Genomic DNA, 19700 nt, shown 5'->3' on the forward strand with positions numbered 1-19700 from the left:
CCCCCGTTGCTTCGCCTGCGCGCTCAGGGCTCGACCACCGTGATCGTCGCAGGCGTCGCAACGCCGACGCCGCGCAGCTGCGGCCGGTACATGTCCTCGACCAGCGGCGGCGGCACGGTGTAGGTGCCGGGGCTGACCGCGCGGACCAGGTAGAACACGCGTGCGGTGCGGCCGCTGTCGAGCTTGAGCGCGGCGACGAAGCGGTCGTCGCGGTACTCCTCGTGCTGCACCGTCGCCTGGCTGCCACGTTCGGTGATCCGGATGCCGTCGACCACGACGTCGGCCCACTGCTTGCCGTCGCCGAGGTTGAAGTTCTCCACCTCAAGGCCCGCCGGCAACAGGTCGGTCAACAGCGCATCGGGCATGTCGCGGTCGGCGACCACCGAGACCGCGACGATCAGCGCTTCGCCTTCGGTCAGCGGCCCGGGCGTCCACGGCTGGCCGTCGGTGCCGTAGAGCCGACGCTCGACCTTGAGCGCACTGGCATCGGCGGCCGGCGCCTGCAGCGGCACACCCGCGACGTCGATGCTGGCGTACATCGGCGGTTCGCCCTTGGGCACGAAGCGCACGCCGCGACGCAGCCCGGCCTCGTCGAAGGCACGCCCGACGATCGCCGCCGGGGCGATCGCCTCCTCGACCTCACCCTCCTGCAGGGTACCCGACACCCGGCGGCTTTGATCGGCCATCAGCGCCCGGCCCAGCCGCGCGATCGCGATCTGCTCCTGGGTGCTCAGGTACATCCAGCTGCGCTGCCGACGGGCGTCGATCTCGCGGCCGATGTCGACCGCACGGGCGTCGTAGGCGGACTTGGCCATGGCGCGCTCGTGGGTCAGCGCGATCATCAGCGAGGCATCGCGCAGCGGCGAGCCGTAGTCCCACAGATAGCCCGGACGGTCGCCCTTGAACGCGAAACCGGCGTCGATCGCCCGCTCGCCGCGGGCCTTGTCGCCCTGCAGCGACAGCGCCAGGCCCAGATGCACCAGCGGCAGGCCGGTCCGCGTCTTCGCGCGCTCGTTGTCGTAGAGCCCGCGCAGCGTGCCCAGCGGCGCACGGTTGACCCGCGCGAGCACGTAGCCGGCGTAGGCCTGGTAGGCGAAGCGCAGGTGGTCGCGCTCGTTCTGGCCGTAGAACCCGTCGCCGCCCGACAACAGGTCTTCGGACAAGCGCTCGAGCGCCTTCTGCAGCACGGCTTCCGGCACCGCGAAACCGGCGTCGCGGGCGTCGAGCAGGAACTCGACGATGTACGGCGTGAGCATCGGATTGACGTCGCCGTCGTTGCCCCACATCGAGAAGTGGCCGGTGCCGACCTGCATCGCCGCCAGTCGCCCGAACGCGGCCTCGACCACCCGGCGCCGTTTGCCGGCATCGATGTCGCGGATGCCGAGCATCGAGACGGTGGCATCGTCGAGCTGCAGCGCCGCGTAACCGCGACTGGTGGTCTGCTCGGCGCAACCGTAGGGATAGTGCAACGCCCCATCGATCGCGGCCGCGAACGGAATCGGCGGCAGCGCGCTGACCGAAATCCGCGCCGTGACCGAGCCGGCCATCAGCCCGGACATCGTGGTGGTGTCGAGGGTCAGCGGCGTGGCGCCGTCGAGCACCCGCGTGCTCGAGCGCAACACCGCCGGCCACGCCGGCCGCACCGGCAGGTCGTAGCTGCGATCGACCCGGTGGCCGTTGCCATCGACGCGCACGCGGACCTTGGCGACGGTGTAGCCGGGCTGCGCGGTCACCGGGAAGCGCAGCGTTGCCTTGCCGCCAGCCGCCAACGAGACGCGACGACTGCCCTCGCCGACCGCCAGCGGCCCCACGCCGTCGACGCGGACGTCGAAGTCGCCTGCCCGGCCGCTGAAATTGGTCAGGTCCAGGGTCACCGTGCTGCGGTCCCCGGGCGCGAGCACCCGCGGCATGCTGGCCTCGGCGACGATCGGCGCCCGCACCAGGGTCTCGACGTCGCGGCTGCCATAGCGATCGGCCGAGAACACCAGCGCCGAGACCCGCAGTGTGCCGTTGAAGTCGGGCAGTTGCAGCGGCACGCGCGCATTGCCGCGGGCGTCGAGCTTCACCGGGCCTGCGAACAGATCGACGGTCTGCACGCGTGCGGTGGGGCGACGGGCCTGCGGCAGCGAGGCCAGCGGCGCGTCACCGCCGAAGCGCAGCTTCGCCGTGCCGCCCTCGTAGCTTTCGATGATCCGCCCATAGACATCGTAGGCATCGACGCCGAACCGGCGCTGCGCGAAGAAATGCCGCCAGGCGTCGGGCACCGGGAAGCGGGTGATGTTGAGGATGCCCACATCGACCGCCGACACCGTGACCCAGGCCGACTGGCCGGCCAGTTCCGGTGCGCTCACAGTGACCTGCATCGGGCCCTCGGGGCGGATCTGTTCCGGCGCGCGCAGCCCGACCGCGACCCGGCGCTCGCGGCGCTGCATCGGCACATGCGCGATGCCCACCGCACGCGCCGGCGTGACCGCGCTCGCGGCACTGCCGCCGCGGAACACCAGCGCGGTCACGTAGACGTCGTGACGCTCCCAGTCCTCGGTGACCGGAATCTCGAACGTACTGCCCGGCTTGGCATCGATCTCGTGCAGATAGAGCATGCGGTCGCTTTCGACCATCAGCAGGCCCTTGCCCGGATGCGGCGGCGTGACCGTGACGCGCATCGTGTCGCCGGCGCGGTAGCCGGTCTTGTCCAGCGCGACCTTGACCTTGTCGGGGCGCGCGTCGAGCCCGCGGTTGTCGTCGTCCCAGCCCCAGCCGGCGCGGAAGGGATAGCGCGAGACCAGCTTGGTCTGCGGGTCCTCGACATCGATGCGGTACTCGCCCCACTCCACCGGCACATCGAAGCGCGCGGCCGCGGTACCGGCATCGACGCTACGCGTGTCCACGGTCTCGAAGCGCTGCGTGTACTCGTAGCGCCAGCCATCGTCGTCGTTGCGCCAGTGGTAGTCGCGGTGCTCGCGCACCAGCGACACCTTCAGGCCCTGCAGCGGCCGAGGCTTGCCGTCCTGGCCCACGCGCACCAGTTCGAAGCGTGCCGTACCGTTGGCGTCGGCGCCGTCGTCAGGATCGAACAACGGGCGCACGCCGACCAGCGCCTCGGCTGGCCACAGCACCCGCTTGAGCGTGCGGTTGACGCTGCGCCCGCCGGTTGCGAACAGGCTGCCGGAGACGATCGCGGCGATCGGCGTGACCGGTCGGGCCTCGTCGGGCAACGCGATATCGACCTGCAGGCGACCCTGCGCATCGAGCGCCTGATCGACGACATCCTTGGCCTCGCGCGGCAGCGTCACGGTCGGGTCGCCGAAGACGAAGCCCGGCAGGCCTTCGACCGGCGTGCGCTCGACAGCGACCGCCAGCCGGGCGGTGAAGCGGTTGCCCGCCGCCGGTGCGCCGTAGAGATAGGCGCCGGTCGCCTGCAGCCGCAGCGGCTGACCCGGGCGCAGCGTCGCCTGCGCGGCGTCGAGGTCGAGCTTCATCCGCTCAGGCAGGAACTCCTCGATCCGCAAGGTCATGCCCTGCACCGCCTCGCGGCTCGCCGGATCGGTGCGGAACTCCACGCGCCAGCTCCCGGTCGGCGCATCCACCGGAATCTCCTGCTCGAACCGGACGTAGCCGCCCTCGCCCGGTTCGATGCGGCGTTCGAGGAAGGTCTTGCCATCGGGCTGGCGCAGGCGGGCGAACAAGGTCTGCGCGCGGCCGTCCTTCGCCTGCACCGGGCGTCCGTCCTGGTCGCGCAGCAGCGCCGAGACACGGACCGTTTCGCCGGGGCGGTAGAGATCGCGTCCCGACCAGGCGAACACATCGAACCAGGCCTGCGCCCGGCCGCCGACTGCGAACTCCGACAGGTCCAGCGCCGGCTGGTTGAACGGCAGCATCGACACGTCGCCGCCCCGGGTGGCGACCAGCACATGCGCTGCGTCGAGCGTGTAGTCGAGCATTGCATTGCCGCGCGCGTCGGTCTTGGCGCGGAAGACCGTCTCGCCCTTGCCGTCGAGGACCTTGAGCTCGGCATTGCCGATCGGCGCGCCGTCCTGCAGCGACGCGGTATGTACGAACATCCGCTCGCGGTAGGCGCGTGCGTGCAGGCCGATGTCGCTGACGGTGAAGAACGCGGTCTCGAACTGGTCGGCGAACGCACCGGTGCGCTTCATCACCACGAAGTACAGCCCGGGCTGCTGCAGCTCCTTGATGCCCTGCAGCGGCAGGTAGGTCAGCACGCGCTCGTTGCGCGCACCGTCGATCGAGAAGCGATTGACGTAGACCGGCTGAGCCAGCTTCGACAGCGGCGTGCGGCCGCTGTAGCCGTAGCGATCGTCGAGGTCCCAACTGCCGCGCCGACCGCCGCGCTGGTACTGGGCGAAAAAGGCCGGCAGCGAAGCGTCGTCGACGCGCAGGAACTCGACATCGACCTCGTCGACGTTGATCGAGACGATCGGCAGGCCACGCGATTCCTTCGCCGGCAGCACGCTGCCCTGCGATGCGAAGCCGACCACCGGGTCGAGATCGCCGGTGAACACCTTGCGCTCGAGATCCTGGCCCAGCGTGCTGCCGTCGGCCGCGGTCAGCGTGCCGGAAATGCGCACTGTGTAGTCGCGGTTGGCCTCGACGTGCGGGAAGCGCAGCACCTTGCCGTCATCGTCGAGCGTCCAGCTGCCGTCACGGCCGGCATTGTCGGCCAACGTCACCAGCGCATCGAAATCCTGCGTGCCGACCAACGGCTGCGAGAACTCGAGCGCCAGCGACAGCGCGCCATCATGCTGGTCGGGAAACGCCCGCGCCAGGCCGAAGCCCTCGACCTGCGCGCGCTCGGTGCGGATCGCCTCGCCGCCTGCGGCGGGTACCTGACCACCGGCATCGCGCCGGCAGCCGGCCACGAACGCGACTGCCGCCACGAGGGCCAGCACCGCGACGCAACGGGCGCCAATGCGCCCCCACACTCTGATCGACATTCCAATTCCCCGCCTGGCAACCGGCGCAGTATAGGAATGCAAAGGGCCCGAAACCGGGGTCAGAGTGCCTTGTCCTTGCGAAAAGCCCGCTGACCCCGGTTTCGGGCCCGGTTTGGCGCCGCCGTCAGGCGTCGGGCGTCTGGGCGTCGATGGCGGCGGCCGGGGCGTCGCCCGCAGGCGGCGGTGCGATCGGGTCGGCGGTCTCGTCGTCGATCGCGCCATCGACGCGTTCGATGCCCTGCAGGCGCTCGTCCTTGGACAGGCGCATCAGGGTCACGCCCTGGGTGTTGCGGCCGACCCGGGCGATCTCCGAGGCGCGGGTGCGCACCAGGGTGCCGCCGTTGGAGATCAGCAGCACCTCGTCGGCGTTGCGCAGCAGCACCGCACCGACCAGGCGACCGTTGCGCTCGGTGGTCTGGATGCCGATCACGCCGCGCGTACCGCGGCCCTTGCACGGGTACTCCGACAGCGGCGTGCGCTTGCCGTAGCCGTTCTCGGTCGCGGTGAGGATGTAGCCGATATCCTCGCCGGCGCCGGTTTCGACCACCACGGCCTCGCCGTTGGCCTCACCGCTCGCTTCGGGCGCCGCGTCCTCGACCGTCTCCTCGAAGGTCTCGTCCTCGATGCCGCCCGCGCTCTCGGCGACGATCAGACTCACGACGTGCTCGCCGGCATCGAGCCGGATGCCGCGCACGCCGCCGGCGGTGCGGCCCATCGAGCGCACGCGGTTCTCGCTGAAGCGCACCGTCTTGCCATTGGAGGCGAACAGCAGCACATCGCGGTCGCCGTCGGTCAGCGCGACGCCGACCAGCGCATCGCCATCGTCGAGGCGGATCGCGATCTTGCCGCGCGCCAGCCTGTAGGCGAACTCGGTCAGCGGGGTCTTCTTGACCGTACCGCTGCGGGTGGCGAAGAACACGTACTGGCCTTCGACGTACTCACGCACCGGCACCACGGCCTGCACCTTCTCGTCGGCCTCGAGCGGAATCCAGTTGATGATCGGCCGCCCGCGCGCGTTCGGGCCGGCGTCGGGCAGCTGGTGCACCGGCAGCCAGAACACGCGGCCGGCGCTGGTGAACGTCAGCAGCGTGTCGTGGGTATTGACCAGCCACAGCTGCTCGATGAAATCCTCGTCCTTGGTCGCCGCCGCGTTGCGGCCGCGGCCGCCACGCTTCTGCGCGCGGTAGGCGCTGACCGGCTGGCGCTTGGCGTAGCCCGAATGGGACAACGTGACCACCACGTCCTCGGGCGCGATCAGGTCGAGGATGTCCAGATCCTCTTCGCTGGCGCGGATCTCGCTGCGGCGCTCGTCGCCGAACTCGGCCTTGACGTTGCGCAGCTCGGTGCGGATCACCTCCAGCAGCACGTCAGGATCTTCGAGGATCTCGATCAGGCCGCGGATGGTCTCCAGCAGCTGACGGTACTCGTCGGTCAGGCGGTCCTGCTCCAGCCCGGTCAGGCGGTGCAGGCGCATTTCCAGGATCTGCTGCGCCTGGGCCTCGGTCAGCTGGTAGCTGCCGTCGATCAGGCCCACGCCATCGGGCAGGTCCTCGGGACGCGAGGCCTCGGCGCCGCTGGCGGCGAGCAGCGCACCGACCAGCCCGGCGTCCCAGCGCCTGGCGAGCATCCGCTCGCGGGCGACGTTGGGATTCTCCGAGGTCTTGATCAGCTCGATCATCTCGTCGATGTTGGCCAGCGCGACCGTCAGGCCTTCGAGGATGTGCGCGCGGTTGCGGGCGCGGCGCAGCTCGAAGATCGTCCGGCGGGTGACCACCTCGCGGCGATGGCGGACGAACGCCTCGAGGATCTGGCGCAGGTTCAGCAACTGCGGGCGGCCGTCGACCAACGCCACCATGTTGATGCCGAACACCGACTCCATCTGCGTCTGCGAGTAGAGGTTGTTGAGCACGACCTCGGCCGACTCGCCGCGCTTGACCTCGATGTAGATGCGCATGCCGTCCTTGTCGGACTCGTCGCGCAGCTCGCTGATGCCCTCGAGCTTCTTTTCCTTGACCAGCTCGGCGATCTTCTCGATCAACCGCGCCTTGTTCACCTGGTACGGAATCTCGGTGACGATGATCGACTCGCGGCCATTGTCGGCCACCTCGACCTCGGCCTTGGCGCGCATGCGCACGCGGCCACGACCGGTGCGGTAGGCCAAATGGATGCCGCCCACGCCGTTGATGATGCCCGCGGTCGGGAAATCGGGGCCGGGGATGTATTCCATCAACCCGTCGATGTCGATCTCGGGGTTGTCGATCAACGCGATCAGCGCGTCGACCACCTCGCCCAGGTTGTGCGGCGGGATATTGGTCGCCATGCCGACCGCGATACCGGCCGAGCCGTTGACCAGCAGGTTCGGAAAGCGCGTCGGCATCACCGACGGCTCGAGCTCCTTCTCGTCGTAGTTGGGCTGGAAATCGACCGTTTCCTTGTCGATGTCGGCCATCAACTCGTGCGTCAGGCGCGACATGCGCGCCTCGGTGTAACGCATCGCCGCTGCCGAGTCGCCGTCGACCGAACCGAAGTTGCCCTGCCCGTCGACCAGCAGATAGCGCAGCGAGAACGGCTGGGCCATGCGCACCAGCGTGTCGTAGACCGACTGGTCGCCATGCGGGTGGTACTTACCGATGACGTCACCGACGATACGCGCCGACTTGTAGTACGGCTTGTTGCTGTGCGCGCCGAGCTCGTTCATCGCAAACAGCACGCGGCGGTGGACCGGCTTGAGGCCGTCGCGGACGTCGGGGAGCGCGCGCCCCACGATCACGCTCATCGCGTAATCGAGGTAGCTGCGGCGCATCTCGTCTTCGAGATTGACGGGAATGATTTCTTTCGCGGAATCGACCATCTAGAGGGCTTGCATCCTGTCTGCGCGGCCCGGTTTTTCCGGCATCGACGCAAGGCGCCGACGCTGCGCGTACCGGCCGCCGGCGACGCGATCAAAATGACAGGAAATCATAGCACAAATGCCATGCCCGGCCCAGGGTTTCCGACGTAAAAACAAGCACTTGGCTCGATACGGTGCGGTATTTTCGGGCCCTGGCCCGCTTTCCGGCCGACATGCCGCCGATCGGACGCACCGCCGCCGATCGCGCAAAGGCGCCACGCCTCAGCCAAACAGTACGCGCATCGCCTCGGTCGTCGGGCGCTCGACGACCCCGCGCTCGGTCACGATCGCGTCGATCAGCGCTCCCGGCGTCACATCGAACACCGGATTCCAGGCCTGGATGCCGTCGGCGACCGTGCGGCTGCCGCCCAGGCCGAACAGCTCGCCCGGGTCGCGCTGCTCGATCTCGATCATCTCGCCCGACGCCGTGTCCATGTCGACGGTCGAGGACGGCGCGACGACCATGAACTTCACGCCATGGTGGCGGGCGGCGATCGCCAGCTGATAGGTGCCGATCTTGTTGGCGGTGTCGCCGTTGGCGCAGATGCGGTCGGCGCCGACCACCACCCACTGCACGAAGCCGCCCTTCATCAGGTGCGAGGCGGCGGAATCTGCGATCAGTGTCGCGTCGATGCCGTCCTGCTGCAGTTCCCACACTGTGAGCCGTGCGCCCTGCAGCCACGGCCGTGTTTCGCCAGCGAAGACCTTGGCGATGCGTCCTTGCGCCATGCCCGCGCGAATGACACCCAGTGCGGTGCCGAAGCCGGCGGTGGCCAGCGAGCCGGTATTGCAATGGGTCAGCACCCCGCTGCCCGGCGCGATCAACGCCGCGCCGAGCGCGCCCATGTGGCGGTTCGCGGCGAGATCCTCGTCGGCGATCACCTGCGCCTCGCGCGCCAGCACTTCGCGCCAGTCGCTGCCTGCAGCCGCCAGCACCCGGCGCATGCGCGCCAAGGCCCAGGCCAGGTTCACCGCAGTCGGGCGCGCAGCGTTCAACCGCTGCAGCGCCGGCTCGAGCTTGGCCAGCGCAGCCGCGCCGTCGTCGGCCTCGATCTCGCGCGCCGCCAGCACCGCCCCCCAAGCGGCCGCGATACCGATCGCCGGCGCGCCGCGCACCGTCAACGCGTGGATCGCCTGGGCGACCTCGTCGCTGGTCGTACAGGTCGCATGCTCGACCACGAACGGCAGCTTGCGCTGGTCGAGCAGTTCGAGCGTGTCGCCGGTCCACAGGATCGGGCGGATGTGGTCGTAGCGATCGAAATCGAGGGGGGATGTGTTCATGGGGGCATTGTAGTTCGGGGCGGTTGGATTGCTGTTGAGCAGGCCGCTTGGGGGCTCCCGCGCCCCGCTCCTAACCCACCAGACCTCGGTGCCCTGCTCGATTCTGGCTCTGGCTCTGGCTCTGGCTCTGGCTTTGGCTCTGGCTCTGGCTCTGGCTTTGGCTCTGGCTTTGGCTCTGGCTTTGGCTCTGGCTTTGGCTCTGGCTTTGGCTCTGGCTTTGGCTCTGGCTTTGGCTTTGGCTTTGGCTTTGGCTTTGGCTTCGAGCTTTTGATGTATCGAGCCGTAAAGCGAGCCGAGCACCGGAGCCTGGCGCGGCCGAAGAGCAGCCCTTGTCTGAGCGCAGCGAGTTTGGGCTGCGTGCCGCGCCAGGCGAGGCGCGGAGGGCACCGCCGCGGCTTCATGCGGCGGATCGCGTCCGGCGACGGCGGTTTTGCTTACTTTTGCCAAGACAAAAGTAAGCCGCGCGCGTCGCGCGCGGAAGCTGTGGACTTGATCTTGCTTCCCGCTTCTTCCTTAAAAACAAACCAAAGCGGCAAAGCCAATGCCAAGGCACGTGCACGGCTTTCACCCGCTGCGCGGGCGAGTTTCTTTTGGAGGGACCCAAAAGAAACCAAAAGGTCCTTTCGCCGGACGCGATCCGCCGCGATACAACCGCGGCGGTCCCCTGCGCTTCTCGGCCGACGGGGCACGCAGCCCAAACTCGCTACGCTCAAACAAGGGCTGCTCTTCGGCCACGCCAGGCTCCGGTGCTCGGCTCGCTTTACGGCTCGAAGGCAAAGCAAAAGCAGAAGCAGAGCAAAAGCAGAGCAACGGCAACTGCAACGGCAACGGCAACTGCAACGGCAAAGCAAAGCAAACAGCTACGCCCTCGCGAAATCGAACGCGATCACCTCCGCGATCCGCGACGTCTCCAGCATCGCCATCATCAACCGGTCCACACCCAGCGCGACCCCGGCGCAGTCGGGGAAGCCGGCATCGAGTGCATCCAGCAGCGCCTCGTCGATCGCCGGCAGCGCCGCGCCGCGTGCGGTGCGCACCGCGTGGTCGCGCTCGAAGCGGGCCCGCTGCTCGGCGCCGTCGGCCAGTTCGTGATAGCCATTGGCCAGCTCCAGCGCCCCCAGGTACAGCTCGAAACGCTCGGCCACCGGCACGCCGTCGCGCGAGGCAATCCGCGCGAGCATGCATTGCGAGGCCGGATAGTCGTGCACGACCAGGATGCGGTCGGCGGGATTGGCCGGCTGGAGGCGATGGGTCATCAGCAGGTCGAGCCAGTCGTCGCGGCCCAGGCCGTCCGGATCGATCCGCACGTCGCCCAGGGCCGCCCGCAGTACCGCCTCCGGTGCGGTCATCGGGTCGATGCCCAACTGCTCGCGGTAGAGCGTGCGGTAGTCGGTCTCCACGACGTCCGCCCGGCGCCCGACCAACGCCAGGGCAGCCTGCACCAGCGCGACGGTCTCGGCGGCGAGCCGGCGATGGTCCCAGCCGACGCGGTACCACTCGAGCATCGTGAACTCGGGGTTGTGGCGCCCCCCCGCCTCGCCGTCGCGGAACACCCGACCCAGTTCGTAACAGTCGCCGAACCCCGCGGCCAGCAACCGCTTGAGCGGGAACTCGGGCGATGTGCGCATCCAGCGCAGCGGCGGCCCGGCATCGACATGGCCGCCGAAGCGCGTGGCGAAGCTGGCGACGTTGGGATCGGTATTACCGGCACGCGAGAGCACCGGCGTTTCGACCTCGACCACGTCGCGCTCGGCGAAGAAGCCACGCAACACGGCGTTGAGGCGCGCGCGCAGGCGCAGCGCCTCGAACGACGCAGTCGGTCCGCTCGGCACGCTCACGCCTGCGCCTCCAGGAACGCCAGCAGCGCGGCCTCGTCCCAGATCTCCACGCCCAGTGCCTGGGCCTTGTCGAGCTTGGAGCCGGCCGCCTCGCCGGCAACGACCAGCGACGTCTTCTTCGACACGCTGCCGACGATCTTCGCGCCCAGCGCTTCGAGCTTCTCGCCGGCTTCGTCGCGGGTCATCGACACCAGCGTGCCGGTCAACACCACACTCTTGCCGTCGAGCGGGCCGCTGCTGCGCATCGCACGCGCGGGGGCTGCAGCAAGCACGCGCTGCATCGCCGCGTCGGCGTCGGTGAGCGCTTGGCGCGCCCGGTCGTCGGCCAGGTACGCCGCAAGATTCGCCGCGCCCGCGCTGGACGCACCCGCACCGGCCCAGCCGCTTTCGTTCGCACGCAGCAGCGCCGCGAGCGTGCCGTAGGTCTGCGCCAGGCGCTCGGCGCTCTTGCCGCCGAGCTTGTCGACCGGCAACGTGGCCAGCAGGTGCGCCAGATCCAGCCGATCGCGCAGCTCGGCAGACGGCGCCGCTTCATCGGAGAAATGCAGCCCGGCCGCGAGCAGCGCATCGACCACCGCGACATTGCCGGGTTGCTCGAAGAACGTCGCGATCGAGCGGGCGACCTCGCCGCCGATGTCGGGCAGCGCCTGCAGCAACACCGCGGGCGTGCTGCGGATGAACTCGAGCGTGCCCAGCCACTGCGCCAGCGATTTGGCCGTCGTTTCGCCCAGGTGCGGAATGCCGAGCGCGAACAGGAAACGCGCCAGCGTGGTGTGGCGGCTGGCGTCGATGCCGGCGACGAGGTTCTCGGCCCACTTGGTGGCGAGCTTGCCGCCGGTCTCGACGGTCAAGTGCGCGCGCAGGAACACGGCGTCCTTCCAGACCGGCGCTTCCTCGGCCAGGACGGCCGCGCCTTCGGCATCGAGCACCAGCCCGCCTTTGCTGTCGGCGATCGCCTGCTGGACGTCGGCGGCGGTCGCGGCGTCGAGCGCGGTCTTCATCCGCACGAGATCCGCGACCGTCAATGCGTAGAGATCGGCAGGCGAATGCACGAAGCCGAACTCGACCAGGGCCTCGGCCTGCTTGTCGCCCAGGCCCTCGATGTCCAGCGCGCGACGCGAGGCGAAGTGCCGCACGGCCTCCTTGCGCTGCGCCGGACACGCCAGGCCGCCGCTGCAGCGCCAGGCGATGGCGCCGTCCTCGCGCACCAGTTCGGAGCCGCAGACCGGACATGCGGCCGGCATCGTCCACGGCACTGTCCCGGGCGGACGCTGGTCTTCGATCACGCGCACGATCTCGGGAATCACGTCGCCGGCGCGGCGCACGATCACCGTGTCGCCCTCGCGCGCGTCGAGCCGCGCGATCTGGTCGGCGTTGTGCAGCGTGGCGTTGGTCACCGTGACCCCGGCGACCTGCACCGGCTCGAGCCGCGCGACCGGGGTGACTGCGCCCGTCCGGCCGATCTGCACCTCGATCGCGCGCAGCAGCGTCGACTGCTCCTGCGCCGGGAACTTGTGCGCCAGCGCCCAGCGCGGCGAGCGCGACACGAAGCCCATCGTCGCCTGCTGGTCGTAATCGTCGAGCTTGTAGACCACGCCGTCGATGTCGTACGGCAGGTCGTCGCGCAGCGCACCGATGCGACGGAAGTAGGCGATCAAACCGTCGAAGCCGGTGGCGGTGTCGACCTCGGGCGCGACCGGAAATCCGAACCCGCGCAGCAACGCCAGGGTCTGCGAATGGGTCTCGGGCAGTTCCAGCCCGCGCACCTCGCCGATCGAATAGGCGAAGAACGCCAGCGGCCGGCGGCGCGTGACCGCCGGGTCGAGCTGGCGCAGCGAACCGGCCGCGCCATTGCGCGGGTTGGCGAGCAGTTTCTCGTTGTTGTCCAGCGCCCTGGCATTCCAGTCCGCGAACGCCTTGCGCGGCATGTAGATCTCGCCGCGCACCTCCAGCACCGCGGGCGCAGGCGCCCCGTCGAGGCGGAGCCGGAGCGGCACCGCGCGCACCTGGCGCAGGTTCGCGGTGACGTTCTCGCCCGTGGTCCCGTCGCCGCGCGTCGCGCCCTGCACGAACACCCCGTCCTCGTAGCGCAGGCTGATCGCCAGGCCGTCGAGCTTGGGCTCGACCGAGAACACCGGGGCTGCGATGTCGAGCTTCTGCTCGATCCGACGCTCGAAGTCGGCGACCTCGGAAAACCGCGTGCGGTCGTCGGCGTCGTCGGGCAGGCCCGCGGTCTCGAACGCGTTGGCCAGCGACAGCATCGGGATCGCGTGCTGGACTTCGGGAAATCCGCCATCGGGCCGCGCGCCGACCGTGCGCGTCGGCGAATCCTCGCTGGCGAGCTCGGGGTGCGCCGTCTCCAGCGCCTCGAGCTCGCGCATCAGCGCGTCGTAGTCGGCATCCGGGATCGACGGGTCGTCGAGCACGTAGTAGCGATGGTTGGCATCTTCGATGCGTGCACGCAGCTCGGCGACGCGCTCGGCAGGAGAGGACTTGGGCATGCCCGGAATTGTAGGACGACGGGGTTGGCGCGCGAGTCGCGATCGGGTCTGCTCGGCCGACACAGCGCTCCCCCGTTCACGAGGGAAGGCGCTGGTCCCCGGCGCCGTCGAATCGATCGATCACATCGGCGTCAGCGCGTCGGCTCGGCCCCCTCGCGATAGGCACTGAGCCGCGCATCCAGTGTGCCCGTGTGCAACTCGAAGAGATGATCGTCGAAGTCGTGGAAGTACAGCGAGTCGCCCTCGCCTGCGATCCGGGGCCGTGAAGGCCGGATCTCCACACCCAGCGCTTCGAGCCGGACGCGGTAACCCGGCAGATCGTCGGCATTCACCGAAAACGCGACATGCCCATAGCTGCGTTCGGCCGGCGGCTCGCCTTCCATCACCGCAATCCAGACGCCGCCGGGCACGAAGAACTTTTCGCGCGACAACGCGTGCGGGCGGTCGCCACTGTCGTAGACCTCCGTCGCGCCCAGCCCCTCGACCAGCAGTCGCGCTGTGCGCGCGAGGTCGCGGACGACGAAGGTCAGGTGACTGATGCCGCGGATCGACATCCGCGCGTCATCACCAGCGCGGGCTGCGGGTCACCGGCGGCGCGTCGCGTTCGCGGTCCCAGGCGCGCAGTTCGTCGCGCAGGCCGGCGATGCGCTGCCGGCCCAGGGCATTGCGCTGCTCGTCGAGCAACACGCCGTCGAGCAGTTCGGCCATGCGCTCGGCGGTCGGCAGCATCGTGTCCCAGGCATCGAGCGCACGGACCGGCGCGGGCAGCGTCAGGAAGAAGGCGATCGCCGGCGTCTCCAGGGTCTGGATCTCGGCCATCTCGAAACTGCCGGGGCTGCGGATATTGGCGACGCTGAAGATCGGGCCGCGCTCGGGGTGACCGTCGACGAGGCGATGGAACACGTTCATATGGCCGTAGGTCAGGCCGGTCTTCTCGGCCGCAACGACGATGTCCGGCCCGCGCAGCACGCTGCCCGCACGCGCGGCGATGTACAGCGTGACGATCTTGTCGAAGTCGTCGGTGTTGCGCTTGCCCAGCTCACTGTTGGGCGAGACCGTGCCGACCGTGCGGTCGAGCAGGTCCATCTCCGCCTGCACCGCGTCACCGTCGCCCGGCGCCTGCGCCTGCTCACCCTCGCCCAGTTCGCGCTCGAGCTGCGCGCCGAGCGTCGGCTCGCGTCGTGCGTCCTCGGCGGGCGCGATGCGCCGCCCCTGTCCGCCGCGCGGGCGCGTCCCGAAGTACCAGATCGCCGCCATCAGCAGCGCGCCGGCGACGATGATTCCGATACGCAGCATCCACTCATCGGTCATTGGCGGTGTTCTCCTAGGCGGCGCCGGCCAGTCGCGTGGCTTCGGCAAGATCGACGGACACCAGACGGCTGACGCCCGGCTCGCGCATGGTAACGCCACTGAGTTGGGATGCGGCTTCCATCGTCGCCTTGTTGTGGCTGACGAACAGGAACTGCACCTGCTCGCTCATCTCACGGACCATCGCCGTGAAGCGGCCGACGTTGGCCTCGTCGAGCGGCGCGTCGACCTCGTCGAGCAGACAGAACGGCGCCGGATTGAGCTGGAAGATCGAGAACACCAGGGCGACGGCGGTCATCGCCTTCTCGCCGCCCGACAGCAGCGAAATGTTGGACACACGCTTGCCGGGCGGGCGGGCCATGATCGCCACACCGGTGTCGAGCAGGTCGTCGCCGGTCAGCTCCAGGTAAGCGTGGCCGCCGCCGAACAGACGCGGATACAACGCCTGCACGCCGGCATTGACCCGGTCGAAGGTGTCCTTGAACCGGCCGCGAGTCTCGCGGTCGATCTTGCGAATCGCCTCCTCCAGCGTTTCGAGCGCGGCGGTGAGGTCGGCATCCTGGGCGTCGAGGTAGTCCTTGCGCTGCGCGGCCTCGGCATGCTCGGCGATCGCCGCCAGGTTGACCGGCTCCAGGCGCCGCAAGCGCGCATCGAAGTCGACGACCATCTTTTCCCAGTCCTTGGCATTGGCCGCATCGTCGAGGCCATTGAGCACATCGTCGACGACGAAGCCCGCCTCCACCACCTGGGCGGCAAGCTGATCGGCGGCGATCACCAGCGCCTGCTGGTCGAGCCGGCGCTGGCCGATCGCCTCGCGCTGGGTCAGCGCCTGCGCATCGCGCTGCTGGCGGATCTGCTCGTAGGTGCGCAGTTCGTTGTCGATGCCTTCGACCGCCGAGCGCGCCTGCGCCAGCGCCTGCTCGGTGCGCACGCGCGCCTCCAGCGCGACCTGGCGCTGGTCCTCGAGCGCCTCGACCGGCGAGTCGCCGCCGGCCAGTTGCGCCGACAGCTCGCCCAGACGATTGTCGAGCTGACCGCGCTGGCCGCCCATGCGCGCCAGCGCTTGGGTCAGCGAAGCGACCTGCGCGCGCTGCGACTCGAGCGTCAGCGCCAGCGCATGCGCGGTATCGCGGGACTCGCGCGCGGCCGCGCGGGCGGCATCGCGGGCATCGGTCAGGCTGCGGCGCTCGGCTTCGAGCGCGGCGCGCGCCGTTTCCAGGTCGCCCATGCTGCCGACCGCGTCCTCGAGCCGGGCGCGCGCCTCGCGTGCCTGCTGCGCGGACTGGGCCAGGGTCTCGTCGAGCTGCGCGAGCTCGGCATCGATGCGGGCGATGCGGGTGCGCGCGGCCTCGACCCGGCCCTGCTGGCTCTGTACCTGGCCGGCGAGTTCGGACACGCCGCGGTGGGCCAGGTACAGCGCACGCTGCGCCTCCTCGCGCTGCTGCTCGGCGGCGAGCAGGCGGTCGCGGCCGCTGGCGAGGCTGCGCTCCAGGTCGTGTTCCTGGTCCTGCAGCGCGGCGATTTCTTCGCGCAGCGCCTGGATCTCGCGCTCGCGCAGCAGCGCGCCCTGCTTGGCCGCGCCCGAGCGCGACACCCGCACCCAGCCCGCGCCCAGGCGCTCGCCGCTGCGGGTGATGACCGAATCGTGTTCGCCCAGCCCGGCTTGCAGCGCGCGTGCCTGGTCCAGGGTGACGGCGACATGCAGACGCGCGAGCAACCGCCGGATCGCCAGCGGGCCCTGCACCCGGGCCGCGAGCGAGGTCGGCGCGAACTGCGCCGGCCCCTCGTCGGCGGCCACCAGCGCCAGGCGGCTCTCGCCCAGTTCGCCCAGTGCGTCGACCAATTCGGCGGGCACGCCATCGCCGTCGACCAGCACGCCTTCGATCAGTTGGCCCAGCGCGCTCTCGACCGCGAACTCCCAGCCGGCCTCCACGCGCAGCCGCTCGCCCACGCGCGCGGCCGAATCGAGCCCGCGCTGACGCAGCCACTCGACCGCCGCGCCCTGCTCCTGGCCGAGCGCCGCGTGCTGCAGCGTCTCCAGCGACGCCAGCCGGCCGCGGGCTTCCTGCGCGCGCTTGCGCACGCCCGACAGGTCCTCTTGCGCGACGCGCTGGCCGTCCTGCAGCTCGACAGCCGCGGCCTTGCGCGCCTCTACCGAGTCGCCGAGCGCGTCGAGGGCGGCCTTCTGCTCTTCGTGCCGGAGCTGGATATCCTCGAAGGCCTCGTTCAGCGCGTCGAGGTCGAGGCCATCGCGCTCGGCCTGCAACTGCTCGCGCCGGCGCCCGGCTTCCAGCGCCTGGCGGTCGAGATAGTCGACGCGCGTGCGCTCCACATCACCGGCGCGCGCGGCCTCGCCCTGTTCGCGGTTGTGCGCCTCCCAGCGGGCCTGCCAGTCGGCGAGCGCAGTCTCGGCATCGCGCAGCGCGTCCTGGCGGATCGCGTCCTCGTCCTGCAGTTGCGCCAGCTGCGGCTCGGCCTCGGCGATGTGCTCGTGCAGGGTGTCGAGCCGCACCTGGTCCTGGTCGATATGTGCGCCGATCTCGGCCAACTGCGCCTGCGCCTCGTCGCGGGCCTTGAGCAGGCGCGCCGACAGTTCGCGCTGGTGCTGGATCTGCTGCTCGATCCGGGCGAGCGTACCGCTGACCTCGTAGCTTTCGGCTTGGGCGCGGTTGAGCGCCTCGGCCGCCTCGTGGCGACGCTCGCGCCCGGTCTCGAGCTCGCGCTCGGCTTCGCGCTGCTCGGCGATCAGTTGTTCGAGCCGGGTCTCCTCCTGCGCCAGGCCCTCGCGCAGCGCACGCAGGCGCGAATCGAGCGTGCGCCATTCCAGCGCCTTCCACTCCGCGTCGCGGATCTTGCGCTCGGCCTGGATCGCGGTGTACTGCTCGGCCTGGCGGGCCTGGCGGGCCAGGTGCTGCAACTGCTTGCCGACCTCCTCGCGCAGGTCGCCCAGCCGCTCGAGGTTCTCGCGGGTGTGCCGGATCCGGGTCTCGGTCTCCTTGCGGCGCTCCTTGTACTTGGAGATGCCGGCCGCTTCCTCGAGGTAGATGCGCAGGTCCTCGGGCTTGGCGTCGATGACCTGACTGATCATGCCCTGCTCGATGATCGAGTAGCTGCGCGGGCCCAGGCCCGTGCCCAGGAACAGGTCGGTGATGTCGCGGCGGCGGCACTTGGTGCCGTTGAGGTAGTAGCCGCTCTGCCCGTCCCGACTGACGGTGCGCTTGACCGAGATCTCGTTGAACGCGGCGAACTCGCCGCTGATGGTGTGGTCGCTGTTGTCGAAGATCAGCTCGACCATCGCCTGGGACACCGGCTTGCGCGCGGTCGACCCGGCGAAGATCACGTCGGTCAGCGAGTCGCCGCGCAGGCGGCTGGCCGAGGACTCGCCCATGACCCAACGCACCGCGTCGATGATGTTGGACTTGCCGCAACCGTTCGGCCCGACCACACCGGTCATGTTCGTCGGCAGGTGCAGCGTGGTCGGGTCGACGAAGGACTTGAAACCGGCGAGCTTGATCGTGGATAGGCGCATGCGGGCGTCGGGGGCCTCGTGGCGCCGGCGGGCCGGCGCCGGGTCGTGGAACGGCGGGGACACACGCGGCACCCGGCCCCGGCGCTGCTGACGCACGGTGGGCCGCGCGCCGCGCGCGCGCAAGCGGCCAGTATAGCCAGCGCCTCCGGATCGCGCCGCCGGCCCCGCCCCGCGCCGGCATTGGGCCGCGGGGGCACCGCGCTGGCTTGACGCAGCTACGGCACCAGGCGGGCGCCGGTCTCCACGTCGAAGGCGTGCACGCGGCCGGCCGGGACCGCCAACGGCAGGGTCTCGCCGGGCACCGGCACCCGCTCGGGCGGCAACCGCGCGATCAGGGGGCGATCGCCCAGGCGCAGATTCACGAAGACTTCGCTGCCCACCGCCTCGACCACCTCCACCACCGGTGCCAATCCGGCCTGGGCGGGGTCGGCGGGCACCAGATGCTCGGGCCGGATGCCCAAATCGACCTCGCGGCCATCCCAAGCCTGCGGCAGCCCGGCCGCGCCCAGCGCCAGCACCGTGCCGTCACCCAGCGCCAGCGCCCAGCCGGCCTGGCCATGCTGGAGGCGGCCGCGCAGCACGTTCATCGCCGGACTGCCCAGGAAGGTCGCCACGAACAGGTTGGCGGGCTTTTCGTAGAGTGCCATCGGGGTGTCGATCTGCTGGATCTGCCCGTCCTTGAGCACCACGATGCGCTGGCCCAGCGTCATCGCCTCGATCTGGTCATGGGTGACGTAGATCATCGTCGTGCCCAGCGCGCGATGCAGCCGCGCGATCTCCACCCGCATGCCCGCACGCAACTTGGCGTCGAGGTTGGACAAGGGCTCGTCGAGCAGGAACACCTGCGGCTGGCGGACCAGCGCCCGGCCCAGCGCCACGCGCTGGCGCTGGCCGCCCGACAATTGCCCCGGCTTGCGGTCGAGTACCTTGTCGAGCTCCAGCACCCGCGCGGCCTCGGCCACGCGCGCGGCGATGTCGGCCTTGTCCTGGCCGCGCAGCTTGAGCCCGAAGGCGAGGTTCTCGGCCACGCTCATGTGCGGGTACAGCGCGTAGCTCTGGAACACCATCGCGATGTCGCGATCCTTCGGGGCTACGTCGTTGACCACCCGGTCGCCGATGGTCAGCGTCCCGCTGCTGATCGCCTCCAGGCCAGCGACCATGCGCAGCAGCGTGGATTTGCCGCAGCCCGACGGCCCGACCAGCACCAGCAGTTCGCCGTCGGCGACCTCGAAGCTGGCGCCCGCCACACCCACGTACCCGTTGGGATAGACCTTGCGTACCGCGTCGAACCGCACCTTCGCCATGGCTTCTCCCGCTGTCGGACGTGTTGTGATTGGAGTCGTGTGCCCGTGCAGCGGCCGGGCCGTGCATCGGGGACGCAATACGCTATTCTGGCATGTA

The 19700-nt window shown here is 69.9% G+C and carries 9 protein-coding genes; all 9 read right to left on the reverse strand.

The features are described 5' to 3' along the window. Positions 1-23: 23 nt before the first annotated feature. A complete protein-coding gene (locus tag ABE487_RS08250; protein WP_346451476.1) occupies positions 24-4952 on the reverse strand; it encodes an alpha-2-macroglobulin in 4929 nt (1642 codons plus the stop codon). Positions 4953-5076: 124 nt separating this feature from the next. After that, positions 5077-7803: a DNA gyrase subunit A gene (gene gyrA / locus ABE487_RS08255; RefSeq protein WP_346444304.1), complete on the reverse strand. Its 2727-nt coding sequence runs from the start codon at positions 7801-7803 to the stop codon at positions 5077-5079. A gap of 261 nt (positions 7804-8064) precedes the next feature. Further along, positions 8065-9123, reverse strand: coding sequence for an S-methyl-5-thioribose-1-phosphate isomerase (mtnA, locus tag ABE487_RS08260; RefSeq protein ID WP_346447746.1), 1059 nt, complete (start codon positions 9121-9123; stop codon positions 8065-8067). 860 nt (positions 9124-9983) lie between these two features. Then, positions 9984-10961 (reverse strand): EF-P lysine aminoacylase EpmA, encoded by a 978-nt coding sequence (gene epmA, locus ABE487_RS08265; RefSeq protein ID WP_346451477.1) that lies wholly within the window; start codon positions 10959-10961, stop codon positions 9984-9986. Continuing rightward, positions 10958-13462: an NAD-dependent DNA ligase LigA gene (ligA, locus tag ABE487_RS08270; protein ID WP_346451478.1), complete on the reverse strand. Its 2505-nt coding sequence runs from the start codon at positions 13460-13462 to the stop codon at positions 10958-10960. Before ligA ends, epmA begins: the two co-directional genes overlap by 4 nt. Before the next feature lie 131 nt (positions 13463-13593). Next, positions 13594-14016: a FosX/FosE/FosI family fosfomycin resistance hydrolase gene (gene fosX, locus ABE487_RS08275; RefSeq protein WP_346451479.1), complete on the reverse strand. Its 423-nt coding sequence runs from the start codon at positions 14014-14016 to the stop codon at positions 13594-13596. A gap of 10 nt (positions 14017-14026) precedes the next feature. Continuing rightward, on the reverse strand, positions 14027-14773 hold the full coding sequence (gene zipA, locus ABE487_RS08280; protein WP_346445455.1) for a cell division protein ZipA: 747 nt from the start codon (positions 14771-14773) through the stop codon (positions 14027-14029). Between the two features lie 13 nt (positions 14774-14786). Then, on the reverse strand, positions 14787-18299 hold the full coding sequence (gene smc / locus ABE487_RS08285; RefSeq protein WP_346451480.1) for a chromosome segregation protein SMC: 3513 nt from the start codon (positions 18297-18299) through the stop codon (positions 14787-14789). A 215-nt stretch (positions 18300-18514) separates the two neighbouring features. Beyond that, positions 18515-19603, reverse strand: coding sequence for a sn-glycerol-3-phosphate ABC transporter ATP-binding protein UgpC (ugpC, locus tag ABE487_RS08290; protein ID WP_346451481.1), 1089 nt, complete (start codon positions 19601-19603; stop codon positions 18515-18517). Positions 19604-19700 lie beyond the last annotated feature (97 nt).

Origin of the sequence: Luteimonas sp. TWI596, from assembly GCF_039674105.1 — a bacterium.
In the GTDB taxonomy this organism is placed as follows: Bacteria; Pseudomonadota; Gammaproteobacteria; order Xanthomonadales; family Xanthomonadaceae; genus Luteimonas.

What these genes read in the sequence shown, in the direction of transcription:
- zipA (WP_346445455.1), bottom strand. Translation starts at nt 14,773, where the DNA reads ATGACCGATGAGTGGATGCTGCGTATCGGAATCATCGTCGCCGGCGCG.
- ugpC (WP_346451481.1), bottom strand. Translation starts at nt 19,603, where the DNA reads ATGGCGAAGGTGCGGTTCGACGCGGTACGCAAGGTCTATCCCAACGGG.
- smc (WP_346451480.1), bottom strand. Translation starts at nt 18,299, where the DNA reads ATGCGCCTATCCACGATCAAGCTCGCCGGTTTCAAGTCCTTCGTCGAC.
- gyrA (WP_346444304.1), bottom strand. Translation starts at nt 7,803, where the DNA reads ATGGTCGATTCCGCGAAAGAAATCATTCCCGTCAATCTCGAAGACGAG.
- ligA (WP_346451478.1), bottom strand. Translation starts at nt 13,462, where the DNA reads ATGCCCAAGTCCTCTCCTGCCGAGCGCGTCGCCGAGCTGCGTGCACGC.
- ABE487_RS08250 (WP_346451476.1), bottom strand. Translation starts at nt 4,952, where the DNA reads ATGTCGATCAGAGTGTGGGGGCGCATTGGCGCCCGTTGCGTCGCGGTG.
- mtnA (WP_346447746.1), bottom strand. Translation starts at nt 9,123, where the DNA reads ATGAACACATCCCCCCTCGATTTCGATCGCTACGACCACATCCGCCCG.
- fosX (WP_346451479.1), bottom strand. Translation starts at nt 14,016, where the DNA reads ATGTCGATCCGCGGCATCAGTCACCTGACCTTCGTCGTCCGCGACCTC.